The 24236-nt window shown below is 71.9% G+C and carries 18 protein-coding genes and 1 pseudogene; 8 read left to right on the plus strand and 11 right to left on the minus strand.

What is annotated here, in order from left to right:
* The first annotated feature begins 92 nt into the window (after window positions 1–92).
* Genes OOK31_RS15880 through OOK31_RS15900 form a run of 5 tightly spaced genes read left to right on the plus strand, consistent with a single transcriptional unit; the run spans window position 93 to window position 8057 of the window.
* On the plus strand, window positions 93–1598 hold the full coding sequence (locus OOK31_RS15880; RefSeq protein ID WP_267013172.1) for a SagB family peptide dehydrogenase: 1506 nt from the start codon (window positions 93–95) through the stop codon (window positions 1596–1598).
* Window positions 1595–2404: an HlyD family efflux transporter periplasmic adaptor subunit gene (locus OOK31_RS15885; protein ID WP_267013173.1), complete on the plus strand. Its 810-nt coding sequence runs from the start codon at window positions 1595–1597 to the stop codon at window positions 2402–2404. Before OOK31_RS15880 ends, OOK31_RS15885 begins: the two co-directional genes overlap by 4 nt.
* Window positions 2401–4593 carry an NHLP family bacteriocin export ABC transporter peptidase/permease/ATPase subunit gene (locus OOK31_RS15890; RefSeq protein WP_267013174.1) on the plus strand — a complete coding sequence of 731 codons (2193 nt, stop codon included), beginning with the start codon at window positions 2401–2403 and terminating at the stop codon, window positions 4591–4593. Before OOK31_RS15885 ends, OOK31_RS15890 begins: the two co-directional genes overlap by 4 nt.
* On the plus strand, window positions 4590–7682 hold the full coding sequence (locus OOK31_RS15895) for an ATP-binding cassette domain-containing protein (RefSeq protein WP_267013175.1): 3093 nt from the start codon (window positions 4590–4592) through the stop codon (window positions 7680–7682). The genes OOK31_RS15890 and OOK31_RS15895 overlap by 4 nt, the downstream gene beginning before the upstream one ends.
* A gap of 21 nt (window positions 7683–7703) precedes the next feature.
* Complete coding sequence (locus tag OOK31_RS15900; protein WP_267013176.1) at window positions 7704–8057, plus strand: hypothetical protein; 354 nt, start codon at window positions 7704–7706, stop codon at window positions 8055–8057.
* 329 nt (window positions 8058–8386) lie between these two features.
* Here the strand turns inward: OOK31_RS15900 and OOK31_RS15905 are convergent, their stop codons facing one another.
* A complete protein-coding gene (locus OOK31_RS15905; RefSeq protein WP_267013177.1) occupies window positions 8387–9130 on the minus strand; it encodes a cupin domain-containing protein in 744 nt (247 codons plus the stop codon).
* 17 nt (window positions 9131–9147) lie between these two features.
* On the minus strand, window positions 9148–9642 hold the full coding sequence (locus tag OOK31_RS15910; RefSeq protein WP_267013178.1) for a nucleoside 2-deoxyribosyltransferase domain-containing protein: 495 nt from the start codon (window positions 9640–9642) through the stop codon (window positions 9148–9150).
* Window positions 9643–10163: 521 nt separating this feature from the next.
* On the opposite strand from OOK31_RS15910, the gene OOK31_RS15915 reads away from it, so the two are divergent.
* Both OOK31_RS15915 and OOK31_RS15920 read left to right on the plus strand, forming a co-directional pair.
* Window positions 10164–11213, plus strand: a complete 1050-nt coding sequence (locus tag OOK31_RS15915) for an LLM class flavin-dependent oxidoreductase (RefSeq protein WP_267013179.1) — start codon at window positions 10164–10166, stop codon at window positions 11211–11213.
* A 15-nt stretch (window positions 11214–11228) separates the two neighbouring features.
* Window positions 11229–12542 (plus strand): NtaA/DmoA family FMN-dependent monooxygenase, encoded by a 1314-nt coding sequence (locus tag OOK31_RS15920; protein ID WP_267013180.1) that lies wholly within the window; start codon window positions 11229–11231, stop codon window positions 12540–12542.
* Between the two features lie 13 nt (window positions 12543–12555).
* On the opposite strand, the gene rfaE2 is transcribed toward OOK31_RS15920, so the two are convergent.
* The 3 genes and pseudogenes from rfaE2 to OOK31_RS15935 all read right to left on the minus strand — a co-directional run bounded on the left by rfaE2 (window position 12556) and on the right by OOK31_RS15935 (window position 15929).
* Window positions 12556–14052 carry a D-glycero-beta-D-manno-heptose 1-phosphate adenylyltransferase gene (rfaE2, locus tag OOK31_RS15925; protein WP_323188227.1) on the minus strand — a complete coding sequence of 499 codons (1497 nt, stop codon included), beginning with the start codon at window positions 14050–14052 and terminating at the stop codon, window positions 12556–12558.
* Window positions 14032–14556: pseudogene (locus OOK31_RS15930) on the minus strand (SIS domain-containing protein); the annotation flags it as partial. The gene rfaE2 and the pseudogene OOK31_RS15930, both read right to left, overlap by 21 nt.
* Window positions 14557–14630: 74 nt before the next feature.
* Entirely contained in the window at window positions 14631–15929 is a 1299-nt protein-coding gene (locus tag OOK31_RS15935) for a hypothetical protein (RefSeq protein ID WP_267013181.1), read from the minus strand.
* Between the two features lie 312 nt (window positions 15930–16241).
* On the opposite strand from OOK31_RS15935, the gene OOK31_RS15940 reads away from it, so the two are divergent.
* Window positions 16242–17057, plus strand: coding sequence for an alpha/beta fold hydrolase (locus tag OOK31_RS15940; protein WP_267087875.1), 816 nt, complete (start codon window positions 16242–16244; stop codon window positions 17055–17057).
* A gap of 105 nt (window positions 17058–17162) precedes the next feature.
* On the opposite strand, the gene OOK31_RS15945 is transcribed toward OOK31_RS15940, so the two are convergent.
* From OOK31_RS15945 to OOK31_RS15970, 6 genes are all read right to left on the minus strand, one after another.
* Window positions 17163–17723 carry a hypothetical protein gene (locus OOK31_RS15945; protein WP_267087876.1) on the minus strand — a complete coding sequence of 187 codons (561 nt, stop codon included), beginning with the start codon at window positions 17721–17723 and terminating at the stop codon, window positions 17163–17165.
* Between the two features lie 98 nt (window positions 17724–17821).
* Window positions 17822–18613 carry a GNAT family N-acetyltransferase gene (locus OOK31_RS15950; RefSeq protein ID WP_267087877.1) on the minus strand — a complete coding sequence of 264 codons (792 nt, stop codon included), beginning with the start codon at window positions 18611–18613 and terminating at the stop codon, window positions 17822–17824.
* Between the two features lie 219 nt (window positions 18614–18832).
* Window positions 18833–19639, minus strand: a complete 807-nt coding sequence (locus OOK31_RS15955) for an SDR family NAD(P)-dependent oxidoreductase (protein WP_267087878.1) — start codon at window positions 19637–19639, stop codon at window positions 18833–18835.
* A 466-nt stretch (window positions 19640–20105) separates the two neighbouring features.
* Window positions 20106–22652, minus strand: coding sequence for a sensor histidine kinase KdpD (locus tag OOK31_RS15960; RefSeq protein ID WP_267087879.1), 2547 nt, complete (start codon window positions 22650–22652; stop codon window positions 20106–20108).
* A gap of 38 nt (window positions 22653–22690) precedes the next feature.
* Complete coding sequence (locus tag OOK31_RS15965; RefSeq protein ID WP_267087880.1) at window positions 22691–23380, minus strand: response regulator; 690 nt, start codon at window positions 23378–23380, stop codon at window positions 22691–22693.
* Window positions 23381–23500: 120 nt separating this feature from the next.
* On the minus strand, window positions 23501–24235 hold the full coding sequence (locus tag OOK31_RS15970; protein WP_267087881.1) for a potassium-transporting ATPase subunit C: 735 nt from the start codon (window positions 24233–24235) through the stop codon (window positions 23501–23503).
* Between the last annotated feature and the right edge of the window lies 1 nt (window position 24236).

A 24236-nucleotide genomic window follows, 5' to 3' on the forward strand; every position in this document is an offset into this window, starting at 1 on the left:
GACGGCCGTACGCCGTTGCCGCATGCCGGCCCGTCCCTGTCCATTCGCCCATTCGTCGCACGACCGTCCCCGCGTCAGGATCGTGAAATCCATTGAATCGCACGTCCCCGCTGCCGCGCGCCGCCAAGGTCGAGAGCTATCGACTGCGCGTCGACGCACGGTTGACCAACGAGCCGGGCGGGTCCCTGGTACTGGAGCAGTCCCGCTACCGGCTGCGCCTCCCCCACCCGGAAGCCGGCCGGCGCGCGGTGCTGCTGCGCATGGCGGAGGGCTGGCTCAGCGATCTCCAGATGGCCCAGCTCGTCACCGGCCTGGAGGGCGAGGCCCGGATCCTGCCCGCCCAACTGCTGGTACGCCGACTGCTGTCGCACTCCTGGCTGGAGCGCCGCGTCGCCGCCGGAGCCCGGCCCCTGCTCGACGTGGTGCCCCGGGGGATCGGGGCGCAGAGCGCTCCCGCCCGGCGCCCGCACGGCGTCGGGGTGGTCTACCGGCTGTCCCGGTTCGCGGTGCTCCGCACCGATCAGGGGCGGATGCTGGCCCATTCCCCGCTGAGCAGCGTCGCCATCGGCTGCGCGCACACCCAGCTGGGCGCCGTCCTGGCGGGCGCCGCGGCGGACGGCGTCAGCCGGCTCGACGTGGCCAAGGGGCTGGAGGTGGACGAGTCCACCGCCGGCCACGTGCTGGACGAGTTGCTCACCGCCCAGGTCCTGGTGACCTCCGAGGAAGCCGAGGCCGAGCACGGCACCGCTCCGATGGGCCTGTGGTCGCCGGAGGAGCTGTGGCTGCACGACCGGACACGGCCGCAACGCCACGCGGCGCCGATCGGCGCCACCCACCGCTTCCGCGGTGTGCTGGAGCCGGAACCCGCGCAGCCGGGCGGGCCCACCACGCGCCCCGTGATCGAGCTGCCCGCGCCGCCCCCGGGCCCCGTCGACGCGACGCGGGACTCGCTCGCGGCGGTGATGTCCCGCCGCCGCAGCGTGCGCCACCAGGACGACGCCCGGCCGATCACCGCGGCCCAACTGGCCGAGTTCCTCCACCGGGTCCAGCGCTTCGAACCGGCCGCCGCCGGAGCCACCGCCGGAGCCACCGCCAGAGCCACCGACGGCGGCGTTGACGGCCCGGAGGCCGGCCGGCGACCGTACCCGGGGGCGGGCGGGATCGGCGAACTGGAGATCTACCCGTTGGTCTCGCGCTGCGCCGGCCTGGAGAGCGGGCTCTACCACTACGACTCGGTGCGGCACGGCCTCGCGGCCGTCGCCGCCACCGGCCCCGAGACCGCGAAGATGCTGTCGTTCGCGCGCGCGACGGCCAGCATGCCGGACGCACCGCAGGTGCTGTTCGTGATCACCGCCCGGATCGGGCGCCTGATGTGGAAGTACGAGGGGATTCCGTACGCCCTGGCGCTCAAGGACGCCGGGATCCTGACCGCGTGGATGTACCTGGTCGCCACCGACATGGGTCTGGCGCCGTGCGCGCTGGGAGCGGGGGACGTCGCCTCCTTCGCCGCCCTCTCGGGGCTGGACACGCTGGTCGAACCCGCCATCGCCGAGTTCGCCCTCGGCTCCTGCCCGTCCGACTCCGAGGAGCAGCCTTGAGATTCCGCAAACAGGCCCTGCGAAAGCTGGAATCACCCGAGCAACTCGACGAGATCGCCCGGCTGGCCTCGATACCCACCTGGTTGACGACGGTGGCGCTCCTGGTCGTGGTGCTCTCCGTCGGCACCTGGTCGGCGTTCGCCACCGTCCCGACGACCGTCGCCGCCCCCGGGGTGCTCACCCACGCGATGGGCGCCGTCACCCTGGACGCCACCCGGCAGGGACAGGTGAGCGCGGTCCTGGTGGTCCCGAACCAACGGGTCCGCAAGGAGCAGCCGCTCTACACCCTGACCGGCCAGGACGGCTCGACCGTGACGGTCACCGCGCCGTGGACCGCGCACGTCGTCAGCGTCCGGATCTCCGAAGGGGAGATGCTGCTGCCCGGGAGCAAGGTCGCCGTCCTCGAGCGGCTGGACACCCCCGGCGACCGGCTGCAGGCGATGGTCTACGTACCGGCGGCGCACGCACCGCTGCTGCGCGTCGGCATGCCGGTGCGGCTGTCGACCACGGTGGCGCCGGTGAGCGTCTTCGGCACGCTGTCCGGAACGGTCTCCGCCGTCGGCACCGCTCCGGAGACCGAGGAATCCCTGCACGCCTTCCTCGGCGCCGGCCGCGATGTGACGCCGTTCCTCACCACCGGTTCGGTCGTCGCGGTGACCGTCCACCTCACCCCGGACGCCGGGTCCGCGACCGGACTGCGGTGGTCGCGCTCCTCCCCGTCCTTCGCGCTGAACTCGCAGAGCGCGGTGACGGCGACCCTCACCGTGGCCGAGGAACACCCCCTGAACTGGCTGGTGAAGCGATGATCCCGACCCTCACGAAGCGCGGCACCGACCGGCCGACCGCCAAGCGGGTGCGCACCCCCACCGTGATCCAGATGGAGGCCACCGAGTGCGGGGCGGCCTCGCTGGGCATCGTGCTGGCCCACTACGGCCGCCACGTCCCGCTCGAAGAGCTCAGGCAGGCCTGCGGGGTGAGCCGGGACGGCTCCACGGCGGCCAGCGTCGCCAAGGCGGCGCGACGGTACGGGCTGACCGCCAGAGGCCGGCAGAGCCCTGTCGCTGACCTCGGCTCCGTGCGGATGCCCGCCGTTCTGTACTGGAACTTCGAGCACTTCCTGGTGCTGGAGGGCATGGGCCGCAAGGTCAGGCTCAACGACCCGGCCACCGGACCCCGTTCGGTGAGCTGGGAGGAGTTCGACGACGCCTACACCGGCATCCTGATCGCACTGGAACCGGGCCCCGCGTTCGAGCGCGGAGGACACCCGTTCAGTCTGGTCCGCACGCTGCGGGAACGCTGGCGCAACCTCGGCTCGGTCGTACCGCAGACCGCGATCCTCGGCCTCCTCGTCGCCCTGGTCGGCATCGCCGTGCCGGCCCTCACCCGGGTCTTCGTCGACCGGGTGCTGCTCGGCTCGGACTCGCGAACCTCGATCGCGCTGGTCGTGGCCATGGCCGTGGCCACCGTGATCACCCTCGTCGCCGGATGGCTCCAGCAGCGTCTGCTGGTGCGCGCCGAGACCGCGGTGGCGCTCGGCAGCGCGGCCCGCCTGATGCGGCACATGCTGCGGCTTCCGCTGGGCTTCTTCAACCAGCGCATGGCCGCCGACCTCGCCCGCCGGGTACGCACCAACGACGTGGTGGCCGACATCTTCACCCGGCGCCTGGCATCCACCGCGGTGGACATGGCACTGGCCCTGTCCTACGCCGCGCTGCTGTGCCAGTACGACCTCGTACTGGGGCTGTGCGCACTGGTCTTCTCCGGCCTCAACGTGCTGGTGCTGCGCTGGCTGTCCGCCATCCGCGCGACGGCCGTCGCGGGCCTGCAGGCGGAACGCGGCCGGCTCTTCGCCGCCGTGTACACCACCATCTCGATGATCGAGACCGTCAAGGCCAGCGGGCAGGAGGAGCTGAGCTACCAGCAGTTCGCCGCCCGCCAGGCGGCCGTCACCACCGGGCAGCAGAAAGCGGGCGTGCCCGCCGCGGTCGTGGCAGCGGTGCCCGCCCTGCTCGCCGCCCTGAACACCGCCGTGCTGATCGCGCTGGGCAGTCACCTGGTCCTGACCGGCACCCTCACCGTGGGAGTGCTCGTCGCCATGCAGGGCCTGGCCGTCGCGATGAACCGGCCCGTCACCAGCCTCGCCACGGTCAGCGCCCAGGTCGAGGAGATCGGCGCGGACCTGCAACGCCTCCAGGACGTGGAACGCTATCCGCTGCCGCCCGCACCCGTCGTCTCCGGCGCACCGGCACCGCTGGAAGGGCACGTGGTGCTCGACGAGGTCACCTTCGGCTACAACCCGCTCGTCCCACCGCTCCTGAAGGACTTCTCGCTCGAACTGCCTCCCGGCGCACGGGTGGCACTGGTCGGCGGCTCCGGCAGCGGGAAGTCCACCGTCGGCCGGCTGCTCGCCGGCCTGCACCAGCCCTGGAGCGGGCGGATCACCATCGACGGCCGGGAGCCGAACACGCTCGACCCGGGACTGTGGGCCGCCACCATGGCGATGGTCGACCAGGACAAGATCATGTTCGAGGGCACGGTACGGGACAACATCACCCTGTGGGACCCGACCATCCCCGACGAGGACGTCGTGCAGGCGCTCAAGGACGCCTGCATCCACCAGGAAGTGGCCGCCCGGCCCGGGGGCCTGGCCAGCCCGGTGCACGAAGGCGGACGCAACTTCTCCGGAGGCCAGCGCCAACGCCTGGAAATAGCCCGCGCCCTGGTCCGCAACCCCCGGCTGCTCATCCTGGACGAGGCCACCAGCGCCCTGGACACCGAGACGGAACGACGCATCGACTCCAACCTGCGCCGCCGCGGCGCCACCTGCCTCATCGTCGCCCACCGCCTGTCCACCATCCGCGACTGCGACCGGATCGTGGTGCTGCAGCACGGCCAGGAGGTCGAACGCGGCACCCACGACGACCTGATGGAACGCGACGGCGCCTACGCGGCCCTCATCCGGCACCACGCGAAGTCAGCGGGGGAAACCACATGAACACCGTCACCGCGCCCCAGGACTGGGGCCTGCTCGCCCGACTGGCGGGCCCCGGCTCCACCACTGCCCGCCGCATCGACGGGCGGCACACCGTCTACCTGGTCGAAGGCGGGCCGGCCGACATCTTCGCAAGCCGTCTCGCCCCCGACGGCGACACCTCCCGGCAGCACTTCGTCGCCCGCTGCCCCGCCCACAGCGCGATCCCCTCCTCGACCGCGACCGGCGAGTGGCAGCTCACCGCGGTGCCCCTGCCCGGCGGCCGGCTCCGCGGCGTCGACCACGACCAGCTCTCCAGACTGTGCCGCCAGGTCCAGCCGGAGGAGCCGGACGGCGCCCGGCCACCCGGTCCCGACGACCGGATCGCCGACGTGATCAGCGACGCCCTGGACCGTGCCCTGCAAGCCGTCTCCGACGCCGTACGCGCCACCGGCGCCCCCCGGGACGCCCAGGTCCTGCGCTCCCGGCAGATCGTCTCGCTCACCCGCGGCCGCACGGTCGTCGGAAGCGGCCGGCCGTGCTGGATCCGGCTGGCGGACGGGCGCATGAGCAAGAACGGCATGACCGACCGCATCGTCTCGGCCGGCCGCGAGGCGCTCTTCCTCGGCCTCCAGGACTGGACCCGCGCAGAGTCCGACTGTCTGGTCGAGCTCCTGAACACACCGGACCTACTGCGCTCCGGAGCCCTGTTCGAGGCGCTCGACCAGCAGATGGCCCATCTGGTGCGATCGCTCGGCGACCGGGCCCAGGACGCCGACACCGCGTTCCTGCACGCCCTCGACGTCCGCAAGCGCGCGGCCGAGCAGATGGTGGCGGCCAGTGCCCGACGGGCCCTGGGCGTACTCGGCGCCAACAGCGCCCGCGGCGGGCGGCTCGCCACCGACGGCGCCCAGGACGCCCGTGCCTGGGCGGTCGAGACCCTCCAGGTGGTCACCGAGGGCGCGGACGTCGCCGTCACCGAGCCGCCCACGCACACGCCGGGGACCAGCAACCCGGGCGACGAACTCCGGGCGGTCGCCCAGAGCTCGGGGCTTCACCTGCGCCAGGTCCGGCTGTCCACGAAGTGGTGGCACAACAACGTCGGACCGCTCATCGGCTGGCGCCCGGCGCAGGCCGCCGGACCGGAATCCGCCGATCGGCCGACGGGCACGCCGACCGGCGACCCGAAGGTGCCGGCCGGCACCGCGGGCGATGCCCGGCTGATTCCCTTCCCCCTCCTGTTCGCCCGCGGCAGGTACTGGATGGTCAACCCGCACACCCGGGCCCGCACCCCGGTGGACCGGCGGCGCGCACAGACCTTCAGCGGGAACGCCACCCTGGCCCAGCTGCCCCTGCCCCCGCACAGCAGCCTGCGGCAACTTCTGCGCCGCGGGGCCTTCGGCACCGCGCCGGAGCTGCGCTCCATGCTGGCCAACGGGGTCGCCGTGGCGTCGCTCAGCCTCGCCACCCCGCTGCTGATCGGCCAGGTGCTCAGCTCCCTGACCTCCGGAGGCCTCCAGGACCTCCCCTGGGCCACCGGGCTGTATCTGGTGAGCGCCGTCGCGGCGGCCCTGTTCACCGCGCTCCTGAACCTGCACGCGCTGCGGCTGGAGGACCGACTGGAATCGGGGGTCCAACTCGCCCTGTGGGACCGGCTGATCCGGCTCCCGTCCGACTTCTTCACCCAGACCACCAGCGGCGTCCTGGCCAGCAAGATGCTGGGCACCGCCTACGCCCGGCAGGCCCTGAACGGGCTGGCGACCCGGACCTTCCTCGCCCTGCTGACCGCGGCGGCCGGACTCGCCCTGACCCTGAAGATCAATCCCGTCGTCGGTCTGTACACCCTCGTGCTGCTGGCCGGCACCAGCGGCCTGGGCGTCCTCTTCGGCGTGGTGGTGATCCGCCGTCAGCGCCAGGCGCTGCCCGCCGAACACCACGCCGCGGCCGTGACCAACGAGATCTTCGGCGGCATCATGAAGATCAGGCTGGCCGGCGCCGAGAACGCCATGTTCAGCCGATGGGCGCAGGCCACCGTGGTGGCCCGCGCCCGGCTGCAACGCGTTCACCGGGTGCAGGGGGCCCTGTCCGCGGTCGCCGTCACCGTGCCCGTCGCCGGACAACTGATCCTCTTCGCCCTCCTGGCCGGCCCGCTGCGGGGCGAGGTGCCGGCGAGCGGTTTCTTCACGCTCAACGCGGCCTTCGCCCTCCAGCTCCAGGCCATGATCCTCCTGGTCACCAGCGGCGCCGAGTTCGTCGTCGTGCTCCCGCGCCTGCACGGTCTCTCCGAGGTACTGACCGCGCGCGCCGAGCGGGAACCCAGCCACGTCCAACCGGTGGACCTCCGGGGGGAGATCGAGATCGTCAACGCGACCTTCGGCTACCCCGGCCAGGAGACCCCGGGGCTCGACAAGGTGACGCTGCACGCCCGCCCCGGCCAGTTCGTCGCGATCGTCGGCCCCAGCGGCTCCGGCAAGTCCACCCTGCTGCGGCTGCTGCTCGGCTTCGAGCGCCCGCGCAGCGGCTCCGTGCTCTACGACGGGCAGGACCTCGCCGAGCTCGACGTGCAGGCCGTACGCCGGCAGTGCGGAGTGGTCCTCCAGGACGGGCGGCTGTTCAGCGGCACCATCCGGGAGAACATCTGCGGCGCCCAGCCCTACTCCGTCGAGCAGGTCTGGGAGGCCGCCGCCATGGCAGGGCTCGACGAGGACATCCGCCGGATGCCCATGGGCCTCAACAGCCTGCTGTCCTTCGGCGGCGGCGCCCTGTCCGTCGGCCAGAGGCAACGGGTCCTGATCGCCAGGGCGTTGATCTCCCGGCCGCGGGTGCTCTTCTTCGACGAAGCCACCAGCGCTCTCGACAACCACACCCAGGAGATCGTCACCGCCAGCACCCAGCAGCTCGCCGCGACCCGGATCGTCATCGCCCACCGGCTCTCCACCGTGATCAACGCGGACGTCATCCTGGTGATGGACCAGGGCCGGATCGTCCAGAGCGGCAACTACCACGAGTTGCTCGCGGACACGGGCGGACTGTTCCACCGGCTCGCCCAGCGCCAGCTCTGGGCGCAGTCGGCGAACCCGCTCGACGCGGCCGCCACCTCCCCGACTCCCTGACGGAAGAAGAAGGTTCTCACCATGGAAGAAGCCGAGCGCACCGATTTCACCGCCCGCTACCACGCAGTGGTCGCGGCCGTCTGGTCGGACCCGGGCAAGGAGCGGATGCTGTCCCGCGACCCCGGGGCCCTGCTCGCCGAACACGGAATCAGGGTCCCGGCGGGCACCGTGATCGAGGTCGTCCGCGATCAGCCGGCGACGGCCGGCGTCCTGGAATCCCAGATCCGGTCCTGGGAGGGGACTCCCGGCCGTGGCACGCTCAGGCTGCTGGTCCCGTACCCGGAACCCCTCGAGGCGACCGACCTCACCGAGGAGGAGCTGGACTCCCTCGTGGCCGGTCTCAGCCACCCCGCGCTGTCAGACATCGCGCGCTGACCGTCACCGCCGCACCCCCAGGAAATCGAAACCCCAGAACGCAGAGGAGAAGGACCGTGAACGAGGAAGACGAGACCTACGCCGCCGATCTCTCGGACGACGACCTCCAGGCCCTCGTGGCAGGGCTCAAAGGGCTGACCGTCACGAACGACGAATAGGGAGCACCTCCGGCGCCCACGGCGGCCGGCGGGCAGGACGCAGATCCGCCCGCCGGCCGCCGATCCGTATGCCTAGGGCCCCACCGGCAGACGACAGAACGGCCGTGCCGTCATCGGCACGACCGTTCTCCAGAACTCCGCCTTACTCCGCCTTCGGGCCAGGCCGGCTTCTCAGCCGTCCAGCACCTCGGCCAGCGCCGCGAGCGAGGGCACGGCTGTCGTGCGCACGGCCCGGAGCGCTTCGGTGCCGGGCGGGCGGACCGTCAGCGACAGGTGCACGGACAGGCCGCCGCTCCGGCCGACGGCCGAGTGCGGTGCTCCTCGCGGGATGTAGAGCACCTGTCCCGGCTCCACCGTGGTCTCCAGCACCACCGGCCCCGGGTGCGACGTATATCCGGCATCCCACTCACCGGTCGCCGGGACGCCGTGCACCTGCCACCGCTTGCTGCCGTTCAGCTGGACGACGAAGACGTCCGCATCGTCGCGATGCGTACCCAGCCCTTGTTCGCCCGGCGGCGTGACGAAGAGGAACGCCTCGACGGGGAAGCCGAGTTCGGCGCTGAGCCGGCCGGAGAGCGCCGCCGCCCCCGGATGCCAGTGATCGATGTTCCGCATCAGCAGGGTGGCCCCCGAGGAGACCCTCTTCAGCACCTTGTCCGGGTCGGCGTAACCGGGGAAATCGTGTGCGCCGACCCTTCGCGCCGAGGTGAAGTCACCCAGCTCCAGGTTCTGTCCGCCGCGTACCAGTTCCAGATAGGGCCTGCGGAGCAGGCCGCCGGTCAGCGCTGTGTCCAGGTCGGCCAGCGTGACCAGCTGTGCGGGCGGCGCGCTCGGGCGCAGTACACGAGCCTCACGTCGCCACGCCGCTGCGAGGAACAGCTCGGGGTCGCCCACCAAGGAGCGGAGAGTTTCCATCCGGTGATCACTTTCTCTTACGAAACGCTGCGGAGCGGTTGGACCTCGGCGCCCAGCGCCGCAACCGCGGTACGTACGGTGGAGAGCAGATCGCTGTGGACCGGCAGCCCCGGCCGCGCGCAGCGCAGCTGTGCCACCACGTCCGAGCGGCGCCGGTAACCTTCCTCGGCGCCCACCGCGATGGCCCGCCCCGTGGCCGCTGCCGCTCCCAACTCGTACAGGGCGATGGGCTGTTCGGGCCGGGCCGTGTTTCCGCTCGGAAACCAGAAGAGCACCAGGTCCGCCAGCGCCAGGTGCCGATGCTCCCAGGCCACCATGGACTCGTTGAAACCTGACGGCCCGGCGATGACCCGACGCGGGCTGAGCAGGGCCAGTGAGCGCCGGCCGGCGTCGCTGCCGGGCCAGACCTGCTCGAAGGCGGCCACCGCGTCGTAGCGCCAGTCGGGGCAGTTGTGCATCCCGCCGGCGAGGAAGACCTTCACCTCCTCGGCCCGGGGCTCGTATTCCTGCATGGACTCGATGACACGCACCTGCGCGGTCTCCCCACTCGCTCCCGGAAAAGGAACTGGTCGTGTGCCGGCGGCGTCCGCCGCCGGCACACGACCAGGATCGTGGCGTCAGATGACTTCCAGCCCTCCCGAAAGGGCCTCCAGCTCCTCGTCTTCGATCTCGAGGCCGGGCTCCTCCGACGCGGTCTCCGGCGCATTCTTCTGGATGTCGCTCATATCGCTGCTCCAATGTTTTTCGAGAATTCCCGAGACGTCATTTCTCCCGGGTGGGATGAGTCGAACCTAGAGGCGCCCCGAAGTAACCGACAAGCCCTTTCCGACAGTTGCTCCGCAGCATGCACGACCGCGACCGCACGGTTTCACCGATCCGTGCAACCGCCCGGCCCGTTCGGACAGAGGCGCTGCCGTTCTCCCGGATAGCCCGGCTGTCGCTCCCTCCCCGCTTAGGCTGCGGGCCCGGCGGCAGTCCGATCGACGTGACTGCTCATCGCCCGCAACCAGCCCTCTGTGAAAGGAGCGTCCAGATGTTCCTCGGTGTGGCCATCGACGCGGCCGGCTGCCACCCGGAATCCCGGTGGTATCCGCCCGTCGAGCTGCTGAACCCCGGGCACCATCCCCGACTCGTACAGGAAGCCGAACGGGGTGGCTTCGACTTCGTGACGTTGGACGACTCCATGGCGCTCCCGAACGGTCCTGCCGCCGCCGGTGGGCTCCCGGACGCGGTGACCGTGCTGGCCGGGGTCGCTCCGCTGACCACCACCATCGGCCTGGTGCCCACGGTGACGACCACGTACTGCGAGCCCGTGCACGTGTCCAGGGCACTGGCCACGCTCGACCACATCAGCCGGGGCCGCGCCGGCTGGCGCCGCCGCGTGGTCACCACGGAGGCGGAAGCCGCGCACTTCGGGCCCGAATCGCCTGCCGCTCCGCATGAACTGCGTGCAGAGGAAGCCGAGTTCACCGATGTGGTCGTCAAACTCTGGGACAGCTGGGAGGACGGTGCGGAGGTCAGGGAGGTGGCGGCCGGGCGCTTCCTCGACCGGTCCAAGCTCCACCACATCGACCATGCCGGACGGCACTTCCGCATCAAGGGCCCCTCGAACGTACCGAGACCGCCGCAGGGCCACCCCGTGCTCGCGGTCGACCTCGGTCCGCGGAGCGACGGGGTCACCGCTCACGGCGCCGACATGGTGTTCGTCGACGTCCGTGACGCATGGGAGGCACGCGCACGGGTGGGAGCGCACACCAGGGTCGTCGCCGAGCTGGACGTCCTGTTCGACGGCGACCACGGCGTGTCCAGCTGGGACGGCCCGGCAGGCGACGGCGCGTCGCACCGCTCCAGGTTCGCCGGATCACCGGCCGAACTCGCCGATGTGCTGGGCGACATGTGGAGTTCCGGAGACGTCGACGGATTCCATCTCCGACCCGCGTTCCTGCCCGCCACGCTGTCACGGTTCGTCGCGGAGGTCGTCCCGATCCTGCGCCGGCGGTCCTTGCTCCGCCCTCCTCGGGGAACCTCACTGCGCGAGCGGCTCGGCCTGCCCGAGAAGGCCCCGAACATGTTCTCGGCCTGAAAGGTGGCCCCCTCGATGAGCAAGCCCGTCAAGCAGATGCACCTCGCCGCTCTCTTTCCCGTCAGCCACATGACCGTCTGGCGCGATCCGCGCGCCGGGAGTCAGGTCGAGTTCGCCTCCCACTCCCACCTGGCCCGCACCGCGGAGCGGGGCAAGTTCGACGCCCTCCTCCTCGCCGACTTCCCGCGCCTGGTGGAGCACCGCGCCGAGATCTCCGACGTCGGCGTCGCCGGCCAGCTGGACCAGATCACCGTGCTGTCGGCGCTGGCATCCGTGACGCGGCGGATAGGGCTGGCCGCCACCGTCAACGCCACTTTCAACGAGCCCTTCGACGTGGCCCGCAGACTGGCCACCCTGGACCACCTCTCCGGCGGCAGGTGCGGCTGGAACGTCGTGACCACTCCTGACGCCTGGACGGGCGAGAACTTCCGCCGCGGCGGCTATCTGCCGCACGCCGACCGCTACCTCCGCGCAGCGGAGTTCGTCGACGTGGCCAGGCGCCTGTGGGGCAGTTGGGGACCGCACGGAGCCACCCGGTTCCACCACGAAGGGGCGCACTTCCGCCTCGGAGGCCGGTTCACCGTACCGACCAGCCCCCAGGTGTACCCGCTGACCATCCAGGCGGGGGATTCGGAGCAGGGCCGCGAGTTCGCGGCGGCGACAGCGGAAATGATCTACAGCCGCCGCCTGGGCCTGGCGGGCCAGGCGTTCTACTCGGACGTCAAGCGCAGACTGGCCCGCCACGGTCGTGCCCCGGAGCACGTGAAGATCATGCCCGGGGTGTCGTTCGTCCTCGGTGACACCGATGAGGAGGCCAGGGAGAACGCCGAGATCGTGCAGCGGCGGGCAGTGAGCCCCCAGCTCGCCCTCTGGTACCTGGAACGCGTCTGGGGACGCGACCTGTCGGCCTACGACCCCGACGGACCGCTGCCCGATGTCGACCCCGACCCCGAGGCGGCACCTCCCGAGTGGCCGGGGCTGGCCGACGCCGAGGTGCGGTCGCGCCGGGTGCAGAAGTGGCGGGCCCTCGCCGCCGAGCAGAACCTCGGCATCCGGGCGCTCGTGATGAAGCTGACGGCGGGCCGGCCCTTCATCGGCACACCCGCTCGCGTGGCGCGGCAGATGAACGACTACGTGCAGTCGGACGGCGCCGACGGATTCGTGGTGGTGCCCCGGTTCGCGCCCGGCGGACTGGACGAGTTCGTCGACCGGGTGGTGCCCGAACTCCAGGACCGCGGAGTCTTCCGCACCGAGTACACGGACCACACCCTGCGCGGCCACCTCGGGCTTCCGGCGCCCGCCGGGCACCCGCGGGGGGAGCTCCGCTGAACGGCCGCCGCAGTCACCTGTCGCCGATGCCCAGCCTGATCCGGTCGACCATCCGGGTGGTCGACCGCCCGTCGACATAGGGGAGGATCACCGTCCGGCCGCCCCAGCCGTCGACCAGGGCCGCTTCGGGCAGGTCGTCCACCCTGTAGTCGCCGCCCTTGACGTAGATGTCGGGCCTGATCCGACGCAGCGCCTCTTGCGGCGTGGACTCCGTGAAGACCACCACCCCGTCCACGGAGGCCAGCGAACCCAGGACCGCCGCGCGGTCCACGGCCGGGACGACCGGGCGCCGGGGTCCCTTCAGCCGGCGGACGGAGTCGTCGTCGTTGAGGCACACCACCAGGCAGTCGCCCAGCAGGCGGGCGCTCTCGAGGAGCGCGACGTGACCCGCGTGCAGCAGATCGAAGCAGCCGCCGGTCGCCACCACCGTGCCGCCCGCCTCCCGCACCCGGGCGACCGCCTCCAGCGGGTCGGCGGGTCCGGTGCCGGGCTTCCCTGCCGCCGTACCCGCCGTACCCGCCGTACCCGCGTTCCAGGCGGTCGCGCCGCCGGCCGCCACGAACTCCTCGGCGGCCCGGACGGCGCCGGTGACCGCCTCCGAGAGCAGCGCGCCGCCCGCGAGCAGCACGGCGGCCGACGCGGCGAAGCAGTCACCGGCGCCGCACGTGTCCGCCCCGACGGTGCGCCGTCCGGGAACGGCGAGGGGGGAGGACTTCGCCGTGTCCAGCAGGAGGGCGCCGTCGGCCCCTCTCGTGACGGCGACACCGACGGCCTCCCACAGGTCGACGAGCCGCCGCCCGCGCTCGATGTCCGACGCCAGGTCCGCGCCCGCGTACCCGGGCACGAACCCGGTCGCCTCCTTGCGGTTGGGAGTGACCAGCCGGGCACCGGGGACCGGCCGGGCCCCGCGCGGGTGCGGGTCCCAGACCAGCGGCGTCGCGGCGGCGGCGGCAGTCAGGGCCGCCCGGACGGAGGAGTCCTCGGTGAGCCCGCGCCCGTAGTCCGAGACCAGGACGGCGCTCGCGCCGACCACCAGGGCGTGTTCCTCGTCGGTGAGGGCGCGGCGCGGTCCCGGCACGGCCTCGGGGGCTTGACTGAACATCAGCACCGTTCGGCCGTCGGCACGGACCCGGCTCTTCACCGGGGTCGGTCCGGCGAGCCCGAGGTCGATCACCCGGATACCGGCGTCTCGTAGCAGCCCGCGCAGATCCCGGCCTTCCGGGTCGTCGGACAACGCCGTCATCAGGGTGACCGGCCGCGCACCGCGAGCGGCGAGCACGGCCGCGAGGCCGGCGCCGCCGGGCCGGGCAAGGACCTCGACGCGGTCGACGGCGACGACCGGCGCTTCCGGGGAGACCCGGTCCACGGTGCCCAGCAGGTCCCGGTCCAGGAGTGCGTCACCGACCACGACGAGCCCGCCCGGGGCCGGGGGAGTGGCCGCGGTGGGGGTCAGCGGCGGGCAGACACCGAGCGCGATGTCGACACCGGCGCAGAGGAGGTGCACGGCCACCAGGTGGCATTCCTGGACGGTCGCGGTGGGAGCGTCCACGCAGACCGCCTCGTCGGCGAGCTCGGTGAGCGGGTTCGGCGCCGCGCCGGTGAGCGCCCAGACCGTCAGGCCCCGCTCGTGGGCCGCCTCGGCCGCTCGCAGGACGTTTCCGCTACGGCCGGACGTGGACAGCAGCAGGAGGACGTCCCCGGGCTGGCCGTGGGCGCGGACCTGGCGGGCGAAGACCTCGTCGTACCCGTAGTCGTTGGCGATGGCCGTGACCGTGGAGGTCTCGGCGTGCAGGGCGATCGCCGACAGCGGCTGACGGTCGTCCCGGAGTCGCCCGACCAGCTCCGAGGTGAGGTGCTGGGCCTCGGCCGCCGAACCGCCGTTGCCGGCCGCCAGCAGGCGCCCGCCGCTTCGGAGCCGCGTGGCCAGCTCACGGCCCCAGGCCTGCAGCCGCTCGACCTCCAGCGCGGCGAGCGCCTGCTGGAGGTGATCGAGGTGGTCGGTGCCGTCGGCCAGCGGCTTCGGCTGCCGCGGGGTACTGCTCGGGGCTGTCACGAGGGGATCTCCTGGCCGGACGGGACGAAGGGAATTCAGGAGTGGATGTACCGGGTGCGTTCCGGGGCCTCCGTGACCTCCAGCCGCTGGACCACGGGATTGCGCTTGCCGCCCGCGGTGAGCACGAACCTCCCCTCCGGCCGGTGACGGAGGCGGAAACCCTGCCGTGGTCCGAAGTGCTCGCCGAGCCGCGCGTTCACGGACCGCACCGTGGCGCCTGCGGAGGCCGGGTCACCCGCCGTGACGAGGTCGAGCAGACCGGGTTCGTCCTGCACCACCTGGAAGTCCGGCAGCCCGGCGGCACAGAGCGCCGCCAGCAGCGCGTACGGCGAGTAGACCGCCCCGTCGACCCCGAGGAGGCTGCTCCCGGACCTGCCGAGCAGCCCGTCGGTCACCGTCCCGGGAAGTCCGCAGTCACAGGTGGTGGGCCGGGGCGCCAGATCGCCGGTCACGTAGCGGATGACCGGCATGGGAGTGGAGAGCAGCTGCGTGAGGACGATGTCGCCCACCTCGTCGTCGCCCGCCGGGGTGATCTCCGGCAGGACGAAATCGTCCTGGAAGTGCATCCGACCCCTGAGGCACTCCCAGGCCGTGTAGCCGGTCTCCGAAGTGGCGTAGAGCATCGTCACCCGACAGCCGAAGGTCTCCTCGACCAGGCGGCGTCCGCTGTCGGGCATGTGCTCGTGGGTGGCGACGACCCCCTGCGGCCGGAGCCGGATGCCGCGCTGGGCACAGTAGCGGGCCAGGGCGATCACCCGGCTCGACGAACCGGTGACCAGGTCGACCGGGAAACGGCCCACCACGGCCTCGTAGTCGGCGACGATCCCGGGCGAATCGGGGTCGAAGCCGCCGAGGTTGCACTTGACGTAGGGGCGAGGCAGCATCATCGGCTCCAGCAGCGGCGTGCCGCCGAAGAGCAGTCCTACGTTGAGGACCGTGCCGCTGTCCGGAAGGCCGAGGTGGGCACTGAAGCGCTCCCGGATCACGTCGTTCGACAGACCGCCGGTCTCCGCGGTGGAAAGCAGGGCGACCGCCTGGCCGGTGCTGCCGCTGGTCTGGGTGAGGAAGAAGCGACCGGGCTCCGTCAGGCCGGTCCTGTCACGGCTGATGGAGTCGACGAAATGATCGCGGAGATCGCTCTTGCGGGTCAGCGGAAAGTCGCTCAGCCCCACCTGCTCCCGGCCGCGCAGTGCACGGTAGCGCGGCACCCGTTCCTGGGCGGTGACCAGCAGCCGGCCCAGTCGCTCGGCTCCCCTGTCCTGGTCGTACCGGGCCAGCTCCGCTATCTCCTGGCGCTTCTCCCGGAACCAGGAGGACGACGTCTTGCGTGTCATCCGGTCACGCATTTTCTGGAATTCGTGGGCGAGGTCGCTCGGCGGATTCGGCACAGCTCTCCAAATGGATTCATCGGTTTCACTCGTGAAATGCCGGGAGATTTCCCGGTGGATACCCGATGGGAGATTCCGTGAATGCGGCTCCCGGGACGATCCGAACCTAGGGCTGCCCGGGAAGCGCCTGCAAGTCCCTTCCCGCGCTTGCTCCGGAGCGTGCAGAACAGGCGGAGGACCGTGGCATTGATTCATGTCACGAGCGTCGTCCCGCCGTCGGATGCACGGCCGGCGGAGGCGCTCTGAAATGATCGCGGCGTGACAACCGACTCCCACGAACGATCCGACCTGCCCCCGCACGAGGTACGCGTTCCCACTCCCGACGGCGGTCGGCTCTGGGCCGAGCGCAACGGCACCGGAAGCCCGGTCGTGCTCCTGCACGGCGCCGGCATGGACTCCCGCCTGTGGGACGGCGTCGTGGCCGAGCTGGCCCGCCACCACGACGTGATCCGCTACGACGCCCGAGGGCTTGGACGCTCCACACCCCCGGGCGAGCCGTTCAGCGACGTCGAGGATCTGCGTGCCGTCCTTGACCACTTCGGCCTTCGGCGCGCCTCGCTGGTCGGGTTGAGCATGGGCGGGGAGACCGCCCTGGACTTCGCCCTCGCCCACCCGGAGCGCGTCACCGCACTGGCCCTGGTCGGTGCCTCGGTCAGCGGTCACGTCTGGCCGCGCAGTCCCGAGCTGTCGGCCTATGCCACGGCCCGGCGCGAGCGGCAGACGGCCACCCTGGCCGAGCTGGAACTGTCGATCTGGGCGGCCATGGGCCGTACGGCTCCCGGAGGAGGGCTCATCGAGACGATGGTCGCCTCGAACGCCGAGCGGCGGGTCGTGAGCGAAGAGCACTGCGTCGTCCCCCCGGCCCGTGATGCCGAACCGCACCTCGCGGACATCGCCGCGCCGACGCTGGTCATCCACGGCGACCACGACCACCCGGAGATCGCGGTGATCGCCGAACGGCTTGCCGCCGACATCCCCGGCGCCCGCGCCGAGACGATCCCGGACGCCGACCACTACCTGCCGCTCCGCACACCCGGACGTCTCACCGAACTCCTGCTGTCACACCTGTCCTGACGCCCACCGAGGGTCGCGCCCGTCGGCCGAGCAGCGCTCCAGTGCCGCGCAGTGGCTTGACGGGGCACGCCGGCCGATCGGACACCCTTCTTCAGGACCGAGGAGTCAGTGCAGGCCGGAGAGCTTGAATACGGTGCGGGCGGTCTCGCGGTCGATGCGTGCAGCCAGGCGGCGCAGGGCTGTGGCACCGCGGAGCAGGGTGCCCCGCCGGATCGAGGTGCGGGTGTCCTCGTCGAAGCGGTGCCACATGGCGGGGTTGCGGACCAGGACGGCCGGGTCGATCTCGACCACGCCGCCCTCCGTGTCGCGCAGGATCATGCGCTGGGCCACGCCGTCGGACCACCGGATCGAGACGAGGCTGTCGGTACGGACCGTGTGCCGCGTGAGCAGGCCGCGGGCGCTCAGTACGCCGGGGGCCGTCGAGACCCGGGGCGGCAGCAGGACCACGAAGACGAGGGTCGCCAGGCCGGTCCAGAGGGCGCCACGCGTCATGTCGAGGGTGCCGAAGCCCGCGTCCGCGGCGAGCAGAGCCGTGTACAGGAGGCAGGTCACGCCGATGGCGGTGCGCCGCTCGTCGGCCCAGTGGATGTCGTGGGCGAGGGGTCCTGGAGGCTCCGCGACGGCGGTCTGCGCGCCGGTCGATGACCGCGTGAATCGTCGTTCCATGGGGCGACGGTAGGGCGGGCTCCGGGCTGTGGACCGGATTCTGGCGCACCGTTGACGTGGCGGCCACGGCATTTTGATGGTGCCGGTTCGTATGCGGCTCACGTGCGTACCGCCGTCGCATCGCCCGATCGTGCCGTGGCTCGTGTGCGTCCGGTGACGTGGTGGACGTATTCGCGGGTCAGCCGGAAGCCGGCCGTCCAGGCCAGCAGCCGGCTGGGCCGGTTGTCGCGCGAGCAGCACCAGCTCGCCGTGCGTCCACGCGCCCGGACATCGGAGGTCAGACCCGCGACGCAGGCCAGGGCCAGGCGTTCGCGGCGCCGGTCGGGCACGGTGACCACCGCGATGTCCTCGTACGCGCCGCCGCGGAAGTAGCTGCAGGCGACGGAGAGGACCGCCCCCTTGGCGAACGAGGCCCAGCCGTACCCGGAAGCGGCGAGCCCCGCCGGACCGCCCCAGCTGGTGTGTATCCAGGCGTTCTCCGGGTGGAGAGCGGCCAGCGCCGGCGCGTCCTCGCGGGTCAGGCGGCGCACCGTCACGCCGCGCGGCGCCCGGGGGAGGGGCACCGGGACCTGGTGGACGTACAGCATCCGCTCCCAGGGCACGACCCGGTCGAAAGCGGCGGCGAGGGACGGGCCGAACGGTGCGGGAGCTTCGACGTACCGGCCGGCGAACCGTGCCAGCGCATCCGGTGCGAGGAGGCCCGGCTCGCCGCGCAGCAGGACGTGGTCCGCGCAGCTGACGGCGAGCACGCGGGGCCGGTCGGGGCGGTCGGTCCACCACTGCCCGTGGCCGGTGGCCAGCACGTGCTCGGCGAGCGTGCCGGGACCGGGTGTACCGGCGGGGAACCAGCGGCTCAGGGCCGGTAGCTGCTGCGGTGCGATTTCGAACATGGGGCCTCTCCAGGCTGTGCCCGGGACGGTCCGGACGGAGGGAAGCAGGGGACCGCCGCTGCGAACGGGTGGGGCCCCGCGCCTGCCGGGACGGCGGTGGGCACGGGGCGGAAGCGGTCGCGCGCGGTACGGGAGTGTCAAGGTCACGCCTGTGGGCGTATGGACGTCGTCAGACGGGCCTTCTTTTGCGGGAGCGCTTGGACATGAGGGCGTGCCCCTTCAGGCGGTGTGGCCGACGAGGAGGCCGGCGAGCTTGTTGAGGCGCTTGACGGTGCGGTCCTCGGTGGCGGCCGGCGCCGGGGCGACGCGCTCGGAGCGGTCGTAGTAGGCGCCGTTGACGATCTCGATCGCCGGGTCGCAGAGCCGCACGACGTGCTCGGCACCGGCGGCGGCCGGCGCACCCTCGTGTCCGTAGAGCGGAAGGAGACCGGTCGCGCACACGCCGGGATTCACGGAGACGGCGGTGACGCGCAGGTCGGCGGCGAAGACCGTCAGGGCCAGCTGCGACTGCGCGTAGGCGGCGAGGCGGGAGTAACGCCGCACCCGCTGGGGGTCGTTCCACTGGATGGCCCCGGAGCGGTGGAGCGAGGAGGACACGTTGACGACGCGGCCGCCCGGGTCGCTCGTGAGGGCGGGCTCCAGGAGGTTGGTGAGGAGGTAGTGGGCGAGGAAGTTGACCTGGAAGGAGACCTCGTTGCCGTCGGCCGTGAGCGTGTGGCGCTCGGGTGCGGCGATGGCCGCGTTGTTGACGAGTACGTCGAGACGCGGGTACTCGCGGACGACGGCGTGCGCCAGGTTCTCGACCTCCTCCAGGCGGACGAAGTCGGCGGCGAGCGGCCGCAGCAGCCCGCCGTCGATGCCGTCGGTGGCGATGAGGCGGTCGGTCGCCGCGCGCGCCTCTTCGGCGGTACGCCCGTGGAGCAGGACGACGGCGCCGCGCCGGGCGAGCAGGCGAGCGGTCTCGTAGCCGATGCCGGCGGTGGCGCCGGTGACGAGGACGGTAGGTCCGGACAGGGATGCAGACATGTGGGATTCCTGGAAACGGGCATGGCTGACGCGCCCTGCGCCCCGGCGTCAGGCAGGGGCGTGGGCGGGCTCAGGCCAGGCGGTGAAGGTGGGAACGCGTACGGAGCCCCGATGGCCGGAGTCCGTCAGGACGCCGGAGGCTGGTACGAGCAGGACGCGCGGCCGAAGTCAGAGGGCCGGGCGGACGGCGGGCGCCGTCGGCTGCACCGGATTCGGTGGCCGATCGTCGTAGCGCGGACCGCTGTTCATGACCCCATCCCAGCGCATCGGAGGCGTGGCGGGCAAGTCCGCGGACGCTCCTTGACGGCCTTCTGATGCCCGTCCGTCAGGGCGGTGTCAAAGACCGATTTCCGGGCGGAAGGAACCCGTCAAGGTGTCCTGTCCTGCGCGCCCACGGGGCAGACTGGTGTGGCGAGGGAGCCGGACGGCTCGCGTGCGCGTGGGCCCGTACCGAGGATGTACGCGGTCAGGTGACCGCCGAGGTCGGGAGTTCCGCGGCGACCGGTGGAGCGCTGCCCGCCATGGGGAGGGTGATGACCATGGTGAGGCCGCCTCCGGGGGTGTCCTCGGCGGTGAGGGTGCCGCCGATGGCCTCCGTGAAGCCCCGGGCGACGGCGAGGCCGAGGCCGACTCCGGCGCCCCGCGGGGCGTCGCCGTGGCGCTGGAAGGGTTCGAAGATGCGGTCCTTGGCCTCGTCCGGGACCCCGGGGCCGCGGTCGACGACGCGCAGTTCGACGCGGCTGGCGAGGGCGCTGGCCGAGACGTTGACCGGTTGGCCGTCGGGGCTGTACTTGACGGCGTTCTCGACGATGTTGGCGACGGCCCGTTCCAGGAGGCCGCGGTCGACCGCGACCATGGGGAGGGTTTCGGGGATGTCGAGTTCGACGCTGCCCTCCGGTACGCCGCCCAGCGCCATGGGAACGACCTCGTCGAGGTCGGTCTCGCGGATCAGCGGGACCACGGTGCCGGTGTTGAGGCGGGACATGTCGAGGAGGTTCCCGATGAGGGCGGCGAGGCGGTCGGCGCCGTCCTCGATGCCTTCGAGGAGCTCGGCCCGGTCCTGCTCGGACCATTCGACGTCGGCGGAGCGCAGGGAGGTGACGGAGGCCTTGATGCCGGCGAGCGGGGTCCGCAGGTCGTGGCTCACGGCGGCGAGCAGCGCGGTGCGGATGCGGTTGCCCTCTGCGAGCGCCCGTGACTTCTCGGCCTCGTCGACGAGGCGCTGGCGGTCGAGGACCACGGCCGCCTGCGCGGCGAAGGCACCGAGGACACGGCGGTCCTCGGCGGGCAGCACCCGGCCGGTGAGGGCGAGAGCCATGTCGTCGCCGATCGGCAGGTCCACGTCCGCGTCCTCCGGACGTCCGACCGGGCTGGTGCCGACGGACGCCGCCGTCGTCCACGGGTCGACTTCGCTGGTGCGCTCCAGGAGGGCGACCGACTCCATGGAGAAGGTCTCGCGCAGGCGCTCCAGGAGGGCGTCGAGGGAGTTCTCGCCGCGCAGAACGCTGCCGGCGAGGAAGGAGAGGATCTCGGACTCGGCGCGCAGCCGGGCGGCCTGGTGGGTGCGCCGGGCGGCCAGGTCGACCACCGAGGCGACGGACACCGCCACACCGACGAAGATCGCGATGGCGACGATGTTCTTCGGGTCGGAGATGGTGAACTCGTGCAGTGGCGGGGTGAAGAAGTAGTTCAGCAGCAGGGACCCGAACGCCGCCGAGGCCAGGGCGGGGAGCAGCCCGCCGAGCAGGGCCGCCGCCACCGTCAAGGTGAGGAAGAGCAGCATGTCGTTGGCGAGGCCCAGGTCCGGCACGACCAGGTTGAGCAGCACGGCGAGCAGCGCGGGCCCGGCGATGCCGGTGAGCCAGCCCCAGATGGTGCGGGAGCGGCTGAGGCGTGCGCCACGCGCGGCCGGCAGGCTGCGGCGGCCCTTGGCGGCCTCGTCGTGGGTGACGATGTGCACGTCGAGGTCCGGGCCCGATTCGCGGGCCACCGTGGCGCTGACACCGGGGCTGAAGACGGACTGCCAGGAACGGCGGCGGCTGACCCCCAGCACGATCTGGGTGGCGTTGCACCCACGGGCGAATTCCAGGAGCGCGTCGGGGACGCTGTCGCCTATGACGTGGTGGAAGGTGCCGCCGAGGTCCTCGACCAGGGTCCGCTGGACGGCCAGCTCCTTGGGGGAGGCGGAGGTGAGACCGTCGCTGGCGGCGATGTAGACGGCCAGCACCTCGCCGCCCGCGCCCTTCTCCGCGAGGCGGGCAGCACGGCGGATGAGCGTACGGCCCTCCGGTCCGCCGGTCAGCCCCACGACGATGCGCTCGCGGGCCTGCCACGTGGAGCGGATGTTGTGCTCGCCCCGGTACTCCTGGAGGTACTCGTCCACGCGGTCGGCGACCCACAGCAGCGCGAGTTCGCGCAGCGCGGTGAGGTTGCCGGGCCGGAAGTAGTTCGAGAGCGCCGCATCGACCTTGTCCGGCTTGTAGACGTTGCCGTGGGCCATGCGGCGGCGCAGGGCCTGTGGGGACATGTCGACCAGCTCGATCTGGTCGGCGCGTCGGGCCACCTCGTCGGGGACCGTCTCGCGCTGGCGGACCCCGGTGATCGTCTCGACCACGTCGCCCAGCGATTCGAGATGCTGGATGTTGACGGTGGAGACGACGTCGATGCCTGCTTGGAGGAGCTCCTCCACGTCCTGCCAGCGCTTGGCGTTGCGCGAGCCCGGCACGTTGGTGTGCGCCAGCTCGTCCACCAGCGCCACTGCGGGGCGCCGCGACAGGATCGCGTCCACGTCCATCTCGGTGAAGGTGGAGCCCCGGTATTCGATCTCGCGCCGTTCGACCAGTTCAAGGCCGTGCAGCATCACCTCGGTGCGGGGCCTGGAGTGGTGCTCGACGAAGCCGACGACGCAGTCGGTGCCCCGCTCGATCCGGCGGTGCGCCTCGGACAGCATGGCGTACGTCTTGCCGACGCCCGGCGCCGCGCCGAGGTAGATGCGGAGCTTGCCGCGTCCCATGTTCCGTCTCTTCTTCTGTGCTGGGGAGTGGGTGGCGATCAGGGTTCGAAGCGGTATCCCATACCGGGTTCGGTGATCAGATACCGGGGGTGGGAGGGGTCCGCTTCCAGTTTGCGCCGGAGCTGGGCCATGTAGACGCGCAGGTAGTTGGTGTTCTCCCCGTACGTGGGCCCCCAGACCTCCAGCAGGAGCCGGCTCTGTGTGATCAGCCGCCCGGGGTGGGTGATGAGGATCTCCAGCAGGTGCCATTCGGTCGGGGTGAGACGTACGGTGTGCCCGCCCCGGTGCGCCTTCTTCGCGACCAGATCGATGCTGAACTCCTCCGTCGTGACGACGGAGACCTCGGGGGCCTGGGAGGCCGCGGATGACTCCTGTCTGCGGGTGGCCGCCCGGAGGCGGGCCAGGAGCTCGTCCATGCTGAACGGTTTCGTCACGTAGTCGTCGGCACCGGCGTCCAGGGCCCGGATCTTGTCCTCGGAGGTGTGGCGGGCGGAGAGGACCAGGATGGGGACCCGGCTCCAGCCGCGGACACCCCTGATGACTTCGATGCCGTCCATGTCGGGCAGGCCGAGGTCCAGCACTATGACGTCCGGCTTGCGCGCCGCCGCGAGCCGCAGGGCCGCGCCGCCGTCGCCGGCCTCCTCGACCTCGAACTTGCGCGCCTGGAGGTTGATCCTCAGCGCGCGGACGAGCTGCGGGTCGTCCTCCACCACCAGCACCCGGGTCATCGGTGTGCAGCCTTTCCTTCGGTACGGGCACGGCGGGAGCCGACGGGGCGTTGCCGGCCCCCGGCCGAGGCCGGGGGAGCGGCGCGCCCCGCCGGCTCCCGGTCCGTGCGTTGTGGAACGTCAGCGCTTGGACAGCGTCTTCAGGGCGACGTTGAGTTCGAGGACGTTGACGCGCGGTTCGCCCATGAAGCCGAGGGTGCGGCCGGTGCTGTGGTCGGCGACGAGCTTCTCGACCTGCTTGACGTCGAGCTTGTTCTGCTCGGCGACCCGGTGGACCTGGAGCTTCGCGTACTCGGGGGAGATGTTCGGGTCGAGGCCGGAGCCGGAGGAGGTGACGGCGTCGGCGGGGACGTCCTGCGGTTTGACCTGGTACCCGGCTGTGGAGTTGTCCGCGATGACGGCTTCCTTGGCGGCGACGACCTGGGCGCAGAGGGTGCCTTCCTCCGCGTCCTTGGTGCAGACCCCGTTGACCGCGCCGTTGTCGGCGGACCGGTTGGTGGCGCCGGAGAGGATCAGCGAGTACTGGGTGTTGACGCTGTTGCTGCCCAGGCCGTTGGACGGGCGCGGCTGGAACCACTTGAGGTCCGGCTTCGCGGCCTCGTCGGCGTCGTTCCCCGTAGTTGAATCAGAAGGGGTCTTCTTCGGCAGGTTGTAGCTCTGGCCGATGAGGGAGGAGCCGACGACCTGGCCGTCCTTGTCCTTGATCTCGGAGCCGTTGGCCTTGTCGTTGAAGAGGGCCTGGGCGATGCCGGTGACGGCGAGCGGGTAGATGACCCCGCAGATCACGGTCAGGACGAGAAGGGCGCGCAGGCCCGCGCCGATCAGGCGGAGGGTGCTGGATACGGAGTTGTTCATC

The organism is Streptomyces sp. NBC_00249, from assembly GCF_026342355.1.
Lineage (GTDB): Bacteria > Actinomycetota > Actinomycetes > Streptomycetales > Streptomycetaceae > Streptomyces.

Bases quoted from the DNA above. Each gene is read 5' to 3' on its own strand.
- OOK31_RS15970 (WP_267087881.1), bottom strand. From the start codon at position 24,235: ATGAACAACTCCGTATCCAGCACCCTCCGCCTGATCGGCGCGGGCCTG.
- OOK31_RS15950 (WP_267087877.1), bottom strand. From the start codon at position 18,613: ATGTTCGAAATCGCACCGCAGCAGCTACCGGCCCTGAGCCGCTGGTTC.
- OOK31_RS15895 (WP_267013175.1), top strand. From the start codon at position 4,590: ATGAACACCGTCACCGCGCCCCAGGACTGGGGCCTGCTCGCCCGACTG.
- OOK31_RS15905 (WP_267013177.1), bottom strand. From the start codon at position 9,130: ATGGAAACTCTCCGCTCCTTGGTGGGCGACCCCGAGCTGTTCCTCGCA.
- OOK31_RS15935 (WP_267013181.1), bottom strand. From the start codon at position 15,929: ATGACACGCAAGACGTCGTCCTCCTGGTTCCGGGAGAAGCGCCAGGAG.
- OOK31_RS15955 (WP_267087878.1), bottom strand. From the start codon at position 19,639: ATGTCTGCATCCCTGTCCGGACCTACCGTCCTCGTCACCGGCGCCACC.
- OOK31_RS15900 (WP_267013176.1), top strand. From the start codon at position 7,704: ATGGAAGAAGCCGAGCGCACCGATTTCACCGCCCGCTACCACGCAGTG.
- OOK31_RS15960 (WP_267087879.1), bottom strand. From the start codon at position 22,652: ATGGGACGCGGCAAGCTCCGCATCTACCTCGGCGCGGCGCCGGGCGTC.
- OOK31_RS15915 (WP_267013179.1), top strand. From the start codon at position 10,164: ATGTTCCTCGGTGTGGCCATCGACGCGGCCGGCTGCCACCCGGAATCC.
- OOK31_RS15965 (WP_267087880.1), bottom strand. From the start codon at position 23,380: ATGACCCGGGTGCTGGTGGTGGAGGACGACCCGCAGCTCGTCCGCGCG.
- OOK31_RS15890 (WP_267013174.1), top strand. From the start codon at position 2,401: ATGATCCCGACCCTCACGAAGCGCGGCACCGACCGGCCGACCGCCAAG.
- OOK31_RS15920 (WP_267013180.1), top strand. From the start codon at position 11,229: ATGAGCAAGCCCGTCAAGCAGATGCACCTCGCCGCTCTCTTTCCCGTC.
- OOK31_RS15910 (WP_267013178.1), bottom strand. From the start codon at position 9,642: ATGCAGGAATACGAGCCCCGGGCCGAGGAGGTGAAGGTCTTCCTCGCC.
- OOK31_RS15945 (WP_267087876.1), bottom strand. From the start codon at position 17,723: ATGGAACGACGATTCACGCGGTCATCGACCGGCGCGCAGACCGCCGTC.